Annotated in this window: 10 protein-coding genes; all 10 read left to right on the top strand. The window is 42.2% G+C overall.

Annotation, left to right across the window (positions count from 1 at the left end):
- The first annotated feature begins 77 nt into the window (after positions 1-77).
- Positions 78-2,591, top strand: coding sequence for a preprotein translocase subunit SecA (gene secA, locus HT709_RS05965; RefSeq protein WP_172925599.1), 2,514 nt, complete (start codon positions 78-80; stop codon positions 2,589-2,591).
- A gap of 80 nt (positions 2,592-2,671) precedes the next feature.
- Positions 2,672-3,703 (top strand): 3-deoxy-7-phosphoheptulonate synthase, encoded by a 1,032-nt coding sequence (locus HT709_RS05960; protein WP_000232198.1) that lies wholly within the window; start codon positions 2,672-2,674, stop codon positions 3,701-3,703.
- Position 3,704: 1 nt separating this feature from the next.
- Positions 3,705-4,736 carry a 3-deoxy-7-phosphoheptulonate synthase gene (locus HT709_RS05955; protein ID WP_000864064.1) on the top strand — a complete coding sequence of 344 codons (1,032 nt, stop codon included), beginning with the start codon at positions 3,705-3,707 and terminating at the stop codon, positions 4,734-4,736.
- A 44-nt stretch (positions 4,737-4,780) separates the two neighbouring features.
- A complete protein-coding gene (gene acpS, locus HT709_RS05950) occupies positions 4,781-5,143 on the top strand; it encodes a holo-ACP synthase (RefSeq protein ID WP_172925603.1) in 363 nt (120 codons plus the stop codon).
- The gene (gene alr / locus HT709_RS05945) at positions 5,133-6,236 is read left to right on the top strand and encodes an alanine racemase (protein ID WP_172925598.1); all 1,104 of its coding nucleotides are present in this window, start codon (positions 5,133-5,135) and stop codon (positions 6,234-6,236) included. Before acpS ends, alr begins: the two co-directional genes overlap by 11 nt.
- Positions 6,237-6,254: 18 nt before the next feature.
- A complete protein-coding gene (gene recG / locus HT709_RS05940; RefSeq protein WP_172925597.1) occupies positions 6,255-8,270 on the top strand; it encodes an ATP-dependent DNA helicase RecG in 2,016 nt (671 codons plus the stop codon).
- Between the two features lie 316 nt (positions 8,271-8,586).
- Positions 8,587-9,567, top strand: a complete 981-nt coding sequence (locus HT709_RS05935) for an acetylxylan esterase (protein ID WP_172925596.1) — start codon at positions 8,587-8,589, stop codon at positions 9,565-9,567.
- A gap of 702 nt (positions 9,568-10,269) precedes the next feature.
- A complete protein-coding gene (locus tag HT709_RS05930; RefSeq protein WP_000576348.1) occupies positions 10,270-10,497 on the top strand; it encodes a hypothetical protein in 228 nt (75 codons plus the stop codon).
- A 242-nt stretch (positions 10,498-10,739) separates the two neighbouring features.
- Positions 10,740-10,973 carry a YSIRK-type signal peptide-containing protein gene (locus tag HT709_RS05925; RefSeq protein ID WP_316043892.1) on the top strand — a complete coding sequence of 78 codons (234 nt, stop codon included), beginning with the start codon at positions 10,740-10,742 and terminating at the stop codon, positions 10,971-10,973.
- Positions 10,930-14,220, top strand: coding sequence for a sialidase domain-containing protein (locus HT709_RS05920; RefSeq protein ID WP_172925602.1), 3,291 nt, complete (start codon positions 10,930-10,932; stop codon positions 14,218-14,220). Before HT709_RS05925 ends, HT709_RS05920 begins: the two co-directional genes overlap by 44 nt.
- The last annotated feature ends 475 nt before the right edge of the window (positions 14,221-14,695 follow it).

Genomic DNA, 14,695 nt, shown 5'->3' with positions numbered 1-14,695 from the left:
TCCTTGAAAATAATCAGTAATTGTGCTAAAATTAAAAGAACATTCTAAAATATTCGGAATTTAAAGTAAGGAAAAACATGGCTAATATTTTAAAAACAATTATCGAAAATGATAAAGGAGAAATCCGTCGTCTGGAAAAGATGGCTGACAAGGTTTTCAAATACGAAGACCAAATGGCTGCTTTGACTGATGACCAACTAAAAGCAAAAACAGTTGAATTTAAAGAACGTTATCAAAATGGAGAATCGCTGGATTCATTGCTTTATGAAGCATTTGCGGTTGTCCGTGAGGGTGCCAAACGTGTCCTAGGTCTCTTCCCATATAAGGTTCAGGTCATGGGGGGAATCGTTCTTCACCATGGTGACGTGCCAGAGATGCGTACAGGGGAAGGGAAAACCTTGACTGCGACTATGCCGGTATACCTCAATGCCCTTTCAGGCAAAGGGGTTCACGTAGTTACGGTTAACGAATACCTATCAGAACGTGACGCGACTGAGATGGGTGAATTGTACTCATGGCTTGGTTTGTCAGTAGGGATTAACTTGGCTGCCAAATCTCCAATGGAGAAAAAAGAAGCCTATGAGTGTGACATTACCTACTCAACCAACTCAGAAATCGGATTTGACTACCTACGTGATAACATGGTCGTTCGTGCTGAAAACATGGTACAACGTCCGCTTAACTATGCCTTGGTCGATGAGGTTGACTCTATCTTGATTGACGAGGCCCGTACACCTTTGATCGTATCAGGTGCTAATGCAGTTGAAACCAGTCAGCTCTACCATATGGCAGACCACTATGTAAAATCTTTGGACAAAGACGACTACATCATCGATGTGCAGTCTAAGACTATTGGTTTGTCTGATTCAGGGATTGACAAGGCTGAAAGCTACTTCAAGCTTGAAAATCTCTATGACATCGAAAACGTAGCTTTGACTCACTTTATCGATAATGCCCTTCGTGCCAACTACATCATGCTTCTCGATATTGACTATGTGGTGAGCGAAGAGCAAGAAATCTTGATTGTCGACCAATTTACAGGTCGTACCATGGAAGGTCGTCGTTATTCTGATGGCTTGCACCAAGCTATTGAAGCCAAAGAAGGTGTGCCAATCCAGGATGAAACCAAGACATCTGCCTCAATCACGTATCAAAACCTTTTCCGTATGTACAAGAAATTGTCTGGTATGACGGGGACAGGTAAGACTGAGGAAGAAGAATTCCGTGAAATCTACAACATTCGTGTTATTCCAATCCCAACAAACCGTCCTGTTCAACGGATTGACCACTCAGACCTTCTTTATGCAAGTATCGAATCTAAGTTTAAAGCGGTTGTCGAAGACGTTAAGGCTCGTTACCAAAAGGGTCAGCCTGTCTTGGTTGGTACAGTAGCGGTTGAAACTAGTGACTACATTTCTAAGAAATTGGTCGCAGCTGGTGTTCCTCACGAAGTCTTGAATGCCAAAAATCACTATAGAGAAGCCCAAATCATCATGAATGCTGGTCAACGTGGTGCCGTTACCATCGCAACCAACATGGCGGGTCGTGGTACCGACATCAAGCTTGGTGAAGGTGTTCGCGAATTGGGTGGACTTTGTGTGATTGGTACAGAACGTCATGAAAGTCGTCGTATCGATAACCAGCTTCGTGGACGTTCAGGTCGTCAAGGAGATCCAGGTGAGTCACAATTCTACCTCTCTCTTGAAGATGATTTGATGAAACGTTTTGGTTCTGAACGCTTGAAAGGCATATTTGAACGCTTGAATATGTCTGAAGAGGCCATTGAGTCTCGTATGTTGACGCGTCAGGTTGAGGCAGCTCAGAAACGTGTCGAAGGAAATAACTACGATACCCGTAAACAAGTCCTTCAATACGACGATGTCATGCGTGAACAACGTGAGATTATCTATGCTCAACGTTACGATGTCATCACTGCAGACCGTGACTTGGCACCTGAAATTCAGGCTATGCACAAACGCACGATTGAACGTGTCGTCGATGGTCATGCGCGTGCCAAACAAGATGAAAAACTTGAAGCAATTTTGAACTTTGCTAAGTACAACTTGCTTCCAGAAGATTCTATTACGATGGAAGACTTGTCAGGCTTGTCTGATAAGGCCATCAAGGAAGAGCTTTTTCAACGTGCCTTGAAGGTTTATGATAGTCAGGTTTCAAAACTACGCGATGAAGAAGCAGTTAAAGAATTCCAAAAAGTTTTGATTCTACGAGTGGTGGATAACAAGTGGACAGATCATATCGATGCCCTTGATCAATTGCGTAACGCGGTTGGACTTCGTGGTTATGCTCAGAACAACCCTGTTGTTGAGTATCAGGCAGAAGGTTTCCGTATGTTTAATGATATGATTGGTTCGATTGAGTTTGATGTGACACGCTTGATGATGAAAGCACAAATTCATGAACAAGAAAGACCACAGGCAGAACGCCATATCAGTACAACAGCGACTCGCAATATCGCTGCTCACCAATCAAGTATGCCAGAAGATTTGGATTTGAGCCAGATTGGACGCAATCAACTTTGCCCATGTGGTTCTGGTAAGAAGTTTAAAAATTGTCACGGTAAAAGACAATAAAATGAGATAGTTTAGAGGCGGATATCTTGTGAAAAGTAAATTTTTACTTGGTATCCGTTTGCTTTATAAGGAGATGACTTATGGTATTTACAGCAAAAAGTCCTAAAATAAATATCGAAGAAGTTCGTGCCTTATCAAAATTAGAAGGCCAAGCTTTGGAGAGAAAATCACAGCGCGATCAAGAGCTAGAAGCCATCATGCGTGGAGAAGACCAGCGGATTCTCTTGGTAATCGGTCCGTGCTCATCTGACAACGAAGAAGCTGTCCTTGAATACGCTAAGCGTTTGGCAGTCCTACAAGAAGAAGTGGCAGATCGTATCTTTATGGTTATGCGTGTTTATACTGCCAAACCCCGTACCAACGGAGATGGCTATAAGGGCTTGATTCACCAGCCTAACGCGACAGAAGCGCCTAGTCTTATCAATGGAATCAAAGCCGTTCGCCATCTTCACTATCGTGTCATCACAGAAACAGGGATGACAACTGCTGATGAAATGCTTTATCCTGAAAACCTTCCGCTTGTAGATGATTTGATTTCTTACATGGCAGTTGGTGCCCGTTCAGTTGAAGACCAGCAACACCGCTTTGTGGCAAGTGGGGCAGGATTTTCTACTGGTTTTAAAAATCCAACCTCTGGAAATCTCAATGTCATGTTTAATGGGATTTATGCTGCTCAAAACAAACAAAGTTTCCTTTTCTTAGGAAAAGAAGTAGAAACAACTGGGAACCCGCTTTCACACGCTATTCTTCGTGGTGCTCTTAATGAGTATGGTAACAATATTCCCAACTACTATTATGACAATTTAATTGAGACCATTGCCCAGTATGAGAAAATGGGCTTGGAAAATCCTTTTATCATCATTGATACCAATCATGACAATTCTGGTAAGCAGTATATGGAACAGATCCGAATTGTCCGCCAGACCTTGATTAACCGTGCTTGGAATGAAAAAATTAAGCAGTTCGTTCGTGGTTTTATGATTGAGTCTTATCTGGAAGATGGTCGACAAAATGAGCCAGAAGTATTTGGTAAGTCTATCACAGACCCTTGCTTGGGTTGGGATAACACAGAAGCTCTTGTCAGAGAAATTTACAAAACGTTAGGAGAATAAGATGGCATTTATTGAAAAAGGTCAAGAAATCGATATGGAAGTCATTAAGGCTGAAACCCAATTGTCTGCGGAAGCCTTGAGACTCAAGGAAAGCCGTGACAGGGAATTGGCAGACATTATTTCAGGGGAAGATGACCGTCTCCTTTTGGTAATTGGTCCTTGCTCTTCTGATAATGAAGAAGCTGTCTTGGAATATGCCCGCCGCTTGTCAGCCTTGCAAAAGAAGGTAGCGGACAAGATTTTCATGGTTATGCGCGTTTATACTGCTAAGCCTCGTACCAACGGAGACGGCTATAAAGGGTTGGTTCACCAGCCAGACACTTCTAAGGCTCCAAGCCTGATTAACGGTTTGCAGGCTGTGCGCCAGTTGCACTACCGAGTGATTACAGAGACTGGTTTGACGACGGCAGATGAGATGCTTTATCCGTCAAATCTAATTTTGGTGGATGACTTGGTCAGCTACCATGCTGTTGGAGCTCGTTCTGTGGAAGACCAAGAGCACCGCTTTGTGGCTTCTGGGATTGATGCACCAGTAGGGATGAAAAATCCAACCTCAGGAAATTTGGGTGTTATGTTTAACGCCATCTATGCTGCTCAAAACAAGCAAACCTTCCTTTACCATGGGCAGGAAGTTGAGACATCAGGTAATCCTTTGTCCCATGTTATCCTCCGTGGAGCAGTCAACGAGTATGGCAATTATATGCCGAATTACTACTATGAAAACTTACTCCAAGCCATTGAGCGTTATGAAACCATGGGACTTGAAAATCCCTTTATCCTCATTGACACCAACCATGATAATTCAGGTAAGCAATATATGGAGCAGATTCGAATTGTTCGCCAGACCTTGCAGAATCGTGATTGGAATGAGAAAATTAAAAAGACGGTTCGAGGCTTTATGATTGAATCTTACCTAGCAGATGGTCGTCAAAACCAACCAGAGGTCTTTGGTTGCTCTATTACCGATCCTTGCTTGGGTTGGGAAAATACAGAGGCCTTGGTAGAAGAGATTTATGCTACCTTGACAAAATAAGTGAAAAGGATGGAGTTGGGGAATCTCAACTCCTTTTGATGAGAATGATAGTTGGACACGGAATTGACATCGAAGAATTGGCTTCGATAGAAAGAGCGGCTGCACGACATGAAGGCTTTGCTAAGCGCGTGCTGACCGCTCAGGAAATGGAGCGCTTCACCAGTCTTAAAGGGCGCAGACAGATTGAATATTTGGCTGGTCGTTGGTCGGCTAAGGAGGCCTTTTCCAAGGCTATGGGAACGGGTATTGGCAAGCTCGGTTTTCAGGATTTAGAAGTCTTAAACAATGAACGCGGGGCGCCTTATTTTAGTCAGTCACCATTTTCAGGAAAAATTTGGCTATCTATCAGCCATACCGATCAGTTTGTGACAGCCAGTGTCATTTTGGAGGAAAATCATGAAAGCTAGTCCGCATAGACCAACCAAGGCTCTGATTCATCTGGGAGCTATTCGACACAATATTCAGCAAATGGGGGCTCATATCCCTGAGGGGACACTCAAGTGGGCAGTGGTCAAAGCCAATGCCTATGGGCATGGGGCAGTAGCTGTTGCCAATGCGATTCAAGATGATGTCGATGGCTTTTGCGTTTCCAATATTGATGAAGCTATTGAACTCAGACAAGCTGGACTCAGCAAGAAAATCCTTATTTTAGGAGTTTCTGAGCTAGAAGCTGTTACTCTAGCTAAAGAATATGACATCACCTTGACAGTGGCTGGATTGGAGTGGATTCAAGCACTGTTAGATAAGGAAGCGGACCTAACTGGATTGACAGTTCACCTCAAGATTGACTCAGGGATGGGACGGATTGGTTTTAGAGAGGCTAGTGAGGCTGATCAGGCTCAAGACTTGCTCCAACAACACGGTGTTCGTGTTGAAGGAATCTTTACCCACTTTGCGACTGCTGATGAGGAATCAGATGACTATTTTAATGCCCAGTTAGAACGGTTTAAAACCATTCTATCAAGTATGAAAGGTCTTCCAGAGCTGGTTCATGCCAGTAATTCGGCAACGACTCTTTGGCATGTAGAGACTATTTTCAATGCGGTTCGTATGGGAGATGCCATGTATGGTCTTAATCCTAGCGGAGAGGTCTTGGATTTACCCTATGACTTGATTCCAGCCTTGACCTTGGAGTCTGCTCTGGTTCATGTCAAGACAGTTTCAGCTGGAGCTTGCATGGGCTACGGGGCGACCTATCAGGCAGATAGCGAGCAGGTCATCGCGACCATGCCAATCGGCTATGCAGATGGATGGACAAGAGACATGGAAAATTTCTCTGTCTTGGTAGATGGCCAAGCTTGCCCAATTGTCGGCAGGGTTTCGATGGACCAAATCACTATTCGATTGCCTAAGCCTTACCCACTCGGAACCAAGGTAACCTTGATTGGCTCCAATGGGGATAAGGAAATCACTGCAACTCAGGTAGCGTCCTACCGTGGGACTATTAACTATGAGGTGGTTTGTCTTCTCAGCGACCGCATTCCGAGAGAATATGATTAGAAAAGAAAGGAGTGGAGCATGAATCTACATCAACCCTTGCATGTCTTACCTGGTGTGGGACCAAAGTCAGCAGAAAAATACGCCAAACTAGGAATTGAAAACTTGCAAGACCTCTTGCTTTACTTTCCTTTCAGATATGAAGATTTCAAAACCAAGCAAGTGCTGGAGCTGGAAGACGGAGAAAAGGCAGTTCTGTCTGGACAAGTAGTGACTCCTGCCAGTGTCCAGTATTATGGTTTCAAGCGCAATCGTCTGCGCTTTAGCCTCAAGCAGGGAGAAGTCGTTTTTGCGGTGAACTTCTTTAACCAGCCCTATCTGGCTGATAAGATAGAGTTGGGAGCAACTCTTGCTGTCTTTGGAAAATGGGACCGTGCCAAGGCTAGTCTGACTGGGATGAAGGTCCTGGCTCAGGTGGAAGATGATCTCCAACCTGTCTATCGCTTGGCTCAGGGAATCAGTCAGGCCAGTCTGGTCAAAGTTATCAAGACAGCCTTTGATCAGGGACTGGACCTCTTGATTGAGGAAAATCTTCCCCAGTCTTTGCTGGACAAATACAAACTCATGTCCCGTTGTCAGGCTGTTCGTGCCATGCATTTCCCCAAGGATTTGGCAGAATACAAGCAGGCTCTTCGCCGTATCAAATTTGAGGAACTCTTTTATTTTCAAATGCAATTGCAGACGCTCAAGTCTGAAAATAGAGTTCAGGGAAGTGGTCTGGTTCTGAATTGGTCTCAGGAAAAAGTGACAGTAGTTAAAGAAAATCTACCTTTTTCCTTGACCCCAGCTCAAGAAAAGAGTTTACAGGAAATTTTGACAGACATGAAGTCGGATCACCACATGAATCGTCTCTTGCAAGGGGATGTGGGGAGCGGAAAAACGGTGGTCGCTGGCTTGGCTATGTTTGCGGCAGTGACAGCTGGCTACCAATCAGCCCTCATGGTACCAACAGAAATTCTCGCAGAGCAACACTTTGAGAGTCTACAGAGTCTCTTTCCAGACCTAAAACTGGCTCTCTTGACAGGTTCCTTAAAAGCTGCAGAAAAGAGAGAAGTCTTGGAGACCATTGCCAAGGGTGAGGCTGATTTGATTATCGGAACCCACGCTCTGATTCAGGATGGAGTGGATTATGCTCGCCTTGGCTTGATTATCATCGATGAACAGCACCGTTTTGGTGTGGGGCAAAGGCGTATTTTACGGGAAAAAGGCGACAATCCAGATGTCCTCATGATGACGGCGACTCCCATTCCACGGACGCTGGCCATCACAGCCTTCGGAGATATGGATGTTTCCATTATCGACCAGATGCCAGCAGGTCGGAAGCCTATTGTGACACGCTGGATCAAGCATGAGCACTTACCTCAGGTCTTGACTTGGTTAGAGGGGGAAATTCAAAAAGGTTCCCAAGCCTATGTCATCTCTCCCTTGATTGAAGAATCAGAAGCTCTAGATCTGAAAAATGCCATTGCCTTATCAGAGGAGTTGACGGCTCATTTTGCAGGCAAGGCAGAGGTGGCTCTTCTACATGGTAAGATGAAGAGTGACGAAAAGGACCAGATTATGCAGGAGTTCAAAGAGCGAAAAACGGATATTCTAGTTTCGACAACAGTTATCGAGGTTGGGGTCAATGTTCCAAATGCGACCGTCATGATTATCATGGATGCCGATCGTTTCGGTCTCAGCCAGCTTCACCAGCTTAGAGGTCGTGTCGGTCGGGGAGATAAGCAGTCCTATGCTGTTCTCGTTGCCAATCCCAAGACTGATTCTGGGAAAGACCGCATGCGCATCATGACAGAAACGACCAATGGTTTTGTCCTTGCGGAGGAAGATTTGAAAATGCGTGGTTCTGGTGAGATTTTTGGAACCAGACAGTCAGGGCTTCCAGAGTTCCAAGTGGCTGATATTATCGAGGATTTTCCGATTTTAGAAGAAGCTAGAAAAGTTGCTAGTTACATTAGTTCTATTGAAGGCTGGCAAGAGGATCCAGAGTGGCGCATGATTGCCTTTCATCTGGAAAAGAAAGAACATCTGGATTAAGCTTTCTCTAAGGAAAACTTAAGCTAGCTTTCAGGTTTGGCCCTTATACTAGAGTCATCAAAAAGAAACGAGGACTCTCATATGACAGTAACGATTAAAGTAAATTACCCAAGCACTTTTCAAAAGAAAGAAGCAAAAAACTAGTATAAACAGAAGAGAGAGCGAAATGCTCTTTTTTCGTTTCTAAAACTACTTTTAGCCCATCATCCTAAAAGTAAAGAATCTAAATTCACTTTCTATTTACCCTTCTTTCTTGCATTGATTACATAGATATGCTACAGTTGTGGTAACGATTATAAAATAAAAGGAGCATGCTATGAAAAATCCAGCTTTGTTAGAAGAAATGAAGACTTATAAAGGCAGGGACGAGGTTCCGGAAGATTTTGATGCTTTCTGGGATGAGGAAGTGAAAAAAGTTTCCACGCTTCCAGCCTACCACTTGGAGGAAAGAGATTTCCACATTCCTCAAGTCAAGTGCTATGAACTAACCTTTGAAGGAACCAATGAAGGCAAGGTCTATGCACGCGTCGTTCTTCCAAAGAGTGAGGAGAAGGTTCCACTAATCTTCCATTTCCATGGTTATATGGGACGTGGCTGGGATTGGGCCGACATGCTAGCCTTCACCGTAGCTGGTTACGGTGTTGTTTCCATGGATGTTCGAGGCCAGTCGGGCTATTCACAAGACGGTTTGCGTTCTCCTCTAGGAAATACGGTTAAGGGACATATTATCCGTGGTGCTGTGGAGGGTCGGGATCACCTCTTTTATAAGGATGTTTATCTGGATATTTACCAGTTGGTTGAAATTATTGCTAATCTGCCTGAGGTAGATGAGAAGCGTCTTTCTAGCTATGGTGCCTCTCAAGGTGGTGCTCTAGCTTTGGTTGCAGCAGCGCTCAATCCTCGAATTCAGAAAACAGTTTCCATCTATCCCTTCTTGTCAGACTTCAGACGGGTGATTGAGATTGGCAATACTAGTGAGGCCTATGATGAACTTTTCCGTTATTTCAAGTTCCACGATCCTTTTCATGAAACAGAGGAGGAAATCATGGCGACCCTTGCCTATATCGATGTCAAAAATCTTGCCCATCGTATCCAAGGTGAGGTTAAGATGATTACGGGCTTGGACGACGATGTTTGCTATCCCATTACCCAGTTTGCGATTTACAATCGTTTGATCTGCGATAAGGCTTATCGCATCATGCCTGAGTATGCCCACGAAGCCATGAATGTTTTTGTCAATGACCAGATTTATAACTGGCTCTGTGGGAGTGAGATTCCTTTCAAATATCTAAAATAAGGAGTCGACTCTAGGCACAAAATCTTAAAAATCACAAACACGCATAGTATCAGGGGATTAAGAAGACTTGATACTATGCGTTTTATCATGGAAATATTTATAGAATTTTTTGTTGCTAGCTTTGTCAAATTGCTTAAAATAATTTTTTTCAGAAAGCAAAAGCCGATACCTATCGAGTAGGGTAGTTCTTGCTATCGTCAGGCTTGTCTGTAGGTGTTAATACTTTCCAAAAATCTCTTCAAACCACGTCAGCTTCGCCTTGCCGTAGGTATGGTTACTGACTTCGTCAGTTTCATCTACAACCTCAAAACGGTGTTTTGAGCTGACTTCGTCAGTTCCATCTACAACCTCAAAACAGTGTTTTGAGCATCATGCGGCTAGCTTCTTAGTTTGCTCTTTGATTTTCATTGAGTGTAAAAAACAGATGAGTCTCTGTTTTCTTTTTATGGACTATAAATGTTCATCTGAAACTACTTTCAAGGATATTATTATACAAAAGAGTTTCTTGAAACTAAAATCTATTATACTACACTGTATTGAAAGCGTTTTAGAAATGAGGTATAATAAATTTGCTAACACTTATAAAAAGTGATAGAATCTTATCTTTATGTATATTTAAAGATAGATTGCTGTAAAAATAGTAGCAGCTATGCGAAATGACAGATAGAGAGAAGGGATTGAAGCTTAGAAAAGGGGAATAATATGATATTTAAGGCATTCAAGACAAAAAAGCAGAGAAAAAGACAAATTGAACTACTTTTGACAGTTTTTTTCGACAGTTTTCTGATTGATTTATTTCTTCACTTATTTGGGATTGTCCCCTTTAAGCTGGATAAGATTCTGATTGTGAGCTTGATTATATTTCCCATTATTTCTACAAGTATTTATGCTTATGAAAAGCTATTTGAAAAAGTGTTCGATAAGGATTGAGCAGGAAGTATGGTGTAAATAGCATAAGCTGATGTCCATCATTTGCTTATAAAGAGATATTTTAGTTTAATTGCAGCGGTGTCCTGGTAGATAAACTAGATTGGCAGGAGTCTGATTGGAGAAAGGAGAGGGGAAATTTGGCACCAATTTGAGATAGTTTGTTTAGTTCATTTTTGTCATTTAAATGAACTGTAGTAAAAGAAAGTTAAGAAAAGACAAACTAAGTGCATTTTCTGGAGTAAATGTCTTATTTCAGAAATCGGGATATAGATATAGAGAGGAACAGTATGAATCGGAATGTTCAAGAACGTAAGTGTCGTTATAGTATTAGGAAACTATCGGTAGGAGCGGTTTCTATGATTGTGGGAGCAGTGGTGTTTGGAACGTCTCCTGTTTTAGCTCAAGAAGGGGCGAGTGAGCAACCTCTGGCAAATGAAACTCAACTTTCGGGGGGGGGGGAGCTCAACCCTAACTGATACAGAAAAGAGCCAGCCTTCTGAGGAAGGAGAAAATATAACTCTTCCTGCAGAGCATGTAGAGTCTGTTTCAGAGACTGAACTTTCTGGCAATGATCAAGAACAAGAAAGGGAAGATAAGCAAGAAGAAAAAATTCCAAGAGATTACTATGCACGAGATTTGGAAAATGTCGAAACAGTGATAGAAAAAGATGACTTAGAGACGAATGATTCAAATGGAAAAAGAGTAGACTTGTCTGATGAATTAGAGAAAGTAAAGGGACTCCAAAATGCAACTGTTCATGTGGAGTTCAAACCGGCTGCTGATGGTCCTAGTTTTTACAATCTCTTTTCTGCTTCCAGTACAACTAAAGTAAATGAGTACTTTACAATGGCAATCAATAATGGGACAGCTTTGATAGAGGGACGTGGAGCTGATGGTAGTCAATTTTATGGAAGTTATACAGATGCGCCTTTGAAGATTAGACCAGGCAAGTATAATTCGGTTACTTTTACTGTTGAAAGACCAAAAAAGGATAGTCCAAATGGTCAGGTTCGTCTTTATGTGAATGGTGTATTATCTCGTACGAATAAAAAGTCAGGGAAATTCCTGGCAGACATGCCAGATGTGGATAAACTTCAGTTAGGTGCAACTAATAGAGCAGGAGAACTGAAGTGGGGCTCAAATCTCTCTATTCGTAATCTGACTGTATACAATCGTGCTCTAACTCCAGAGGAAGTCAAAAAACGTAGCCAGTTATTTGATGTGACAGATATTGAGCCGTCACTTCCTGAAGGGGCAGTCTTGACAGAGAAGCAAGAGTTGTTTATGAGCGGTGTCAATGGTAAGCCAAATAGTGAAGGAATTAAGAGTTATCGGATTCCAGCTTTGCTACGTACGGATAAAGGAACATTACTGGCAGGGGCAGATCAGCGTCGTCTCCACCATTCTGATTGGGGAGATATTGCTATGGTCGTTAGGAGAAGTGAGGATGGGGGAACTACTTGGCAGCCAACCTTAACCTTGACCAACTTGCGAGACAATCCAGAAGCAAAAGATCCGCAGGCACCATCTCCACTTAATATCGATATGGTCTTGGTTCAAGATCCTACCACAAAGAGAATTTTTTCAATCTACGATATGTTTCCAGAAGGTCGAGCTGTCTTTGGAATGCCAAACAAACCTCAAAAAGCTTATCAACAAGTTGGAGATAAGCACTATCAATTACTATATAAACAAGGGGAAAATCAAGCATATACTGTCCGAGAAAACGGAGAAGTATATGATGCAAATAATCAAAAAACAGATTATCGCGTTGTAGTGGATCCAAAAGAAGAAGCCTACAGAGATAAGGGTGACCTCTATAAAGGAGAAGAGCTTCTTGGGAATATCTACTTTGCTCCATCTGCTAAAAATCCATTTCGTGTAGCCTATACGAGCTATTTGTGGCTTTCCTATAGTGATGATGATGGGAAAACTTGGTCGCAACCAAGAGATATTACACCATCAATTCGCCAAGATTGGATGAAATTTTTAGGAACAGGTCCAGGTACAGGAATTGTGCTTAGAACAGGAGAGCACAAGGGTCGTATCTTAGTTCCTACTTATACCACCAATGCTATCTCCCATCTAAGCGGATCCCAGTCTTCTCGTTTGATTTATTCAGATGACCATGGAGAAACATGGCAGGCTGGAGCGGCTGTCAATGATGATAGGACGGTAGGTAGAAGGAAAATTCATTCCTCAACTATGAATAATAGTCCTGCCCAAAATACAGAGTCAGTTGCTGTACAGTTAAATAATGGTGATGTGAAACTCTTTATGAGAGGATTAACGGGTGATTTACAGGTTGCCACAAGTAAAGATGGTGGGCAAACTTGGGACAAGGAAATCAAGAGATATAATCAGGTTAAAGATGTTTATGTCCAAATGGCTGCTATTCACACCATGCACGAAGGAAAAGAATACATCATTTTAACCAATTCAGGAGGACCTAAACGGACGAATGGAATGGCTCATTTGGCTCGTGTAGAGGACAACGGAGACTTGACTTGGTTACATCATAGACCAATTCAAAAAGGAGAGTTTGCCTATAATTCGCTCCAAGAATTAGGAAATGGGGAGTATGGTATCTTGTATGAACACACTGAAAAAGGACAAAATGACTATACCCTATCATTTAGAAAATTTAATTGGGACTTTTTAACAAAAGATCCGGTATATCCAACGAGTGTAACTATCAGGGACGTTCGTAAATTGGAAACAGAAGAAGAGGATGCAGGACAAGGTATCTTAGCTATGCAATTTGATTCTGAGGTACTAGTGAATTCTATTCCGACTTTGACTTTAGCGAATGGACACAAAGCTACCTTCTTGACCCAAGCAGATCAAAAAACTCTACTTTTCACCTTTAATAAAGAAGATGCAGGTCAAGAAATTACAGGTCTACTGGCCGGTAGAATTGACAGTATGCATGATTTACCAGTTACACTAGCTGGCAGTAGAATTCCTGAAGATGCGAAAGAAAATCCTGTCGAGACCATGAATACAATAAGAGAAAATGTATCTGAGGAGATGACAGAAAGGAAGTCAGAGAAGGATAAATTATCTTTGGGGTCTTCAGATAGAATGGTAGCAAACTCTCCTCTTACTTCTTTTGCTCCTCGTTACCTCCAATCTTATGTAGGAGATGTTATTAAAACTGAGACTAAAGTTCCAATAACGACTGGTTGGAAGCAAGAAAATGGTGCGTGGTATTTTTATACATCTGCTGGTGAAGTGGTGAAAGGCTGGCATCAGGAAGCGGATAAATGGTACTACTTGAGTTCTACTGGTGCGATGGCAACTGGTTGGGTCAGAGATGGTAATCAATGGTATTATTTGAGTGAGAGTGGAGCAATGTCTACTGGCTGGGTTGAATCCAGTGGTGTGTGGTACTATCTCAATGCTAACGGCTCAATGGCAACTGGTTGGGTCAGAGATGGTAACCAATGGTATTATTTGAGTGAGAGCGGAGCAATGTCTACTGGCTGGGTTGAATCCAGTGGTGTGTGGTACTATCTCAATGCTAACGGTTCAATGGCAACTGGTTGGATAAAAGATGGAGACCATTGGTACTATCAGGAATCATCTGGTGCAATGAAGGTAAATCAATGGTTCCAAGTTGGAGACAAATGGTACTATGTCAATGAAAGCGGAAGATTAGCGGTTAATACTATAGTAGATGGTTATAAAGTTAACTCCAATGGGGAGTGGGTCAACTACTAGAACCTTGGATGTTGATGAATAACTGAGACATGTTTTGTCCGTCATAGAGATAAAAAGTTTATTTAGATAGTTTTCGTAGAAATTTCTACTTTAAGAAAAAGTCAATTTAGATGAGCTCTTATTGCCGGGTAAATGCCTTGCTAGTCGTAAATAAACTGTATATTTCCGACTTACTTAGGACTGGATACCACTAGTCGCAACTTAACAGTTCGCTTTAAGTGTTAAAATGCATATAGCTAGTTATTGGTTATATGCGTTTTTGTTCTTGATTATTTTATTTCTGTCTTGGAATATAGGTAAAATTATAGTAAAATAAAATTCTGTAAATCATGTTGGTAGATATACAGGAAGAAGAGTGTATTGTTGACAATACAGCACATAGAATCCAACATGTCCTTATACTCAAAAAATCAAAGAGCAAATTAGGAAGCTAACCGTAGCCTGCTCAAAACACCGCTTTGAGGTTGCAGATAGA

This window comes from Streptococcus sp. 1343 (genome assembly GCF_013277355.1).
GTDB classification, from domain to species: Bacteria; Bacillota; Bacilli; order Lactobacillales; family Streptococcaceae; genus Streptococcus; species Streptococcus pseudopneumoniae.
The sequence above is the reverse complement of the archived record's forward strand: the minus strand, read 5'-3'. Positions and strand labels throughout refer to the sequence as shown.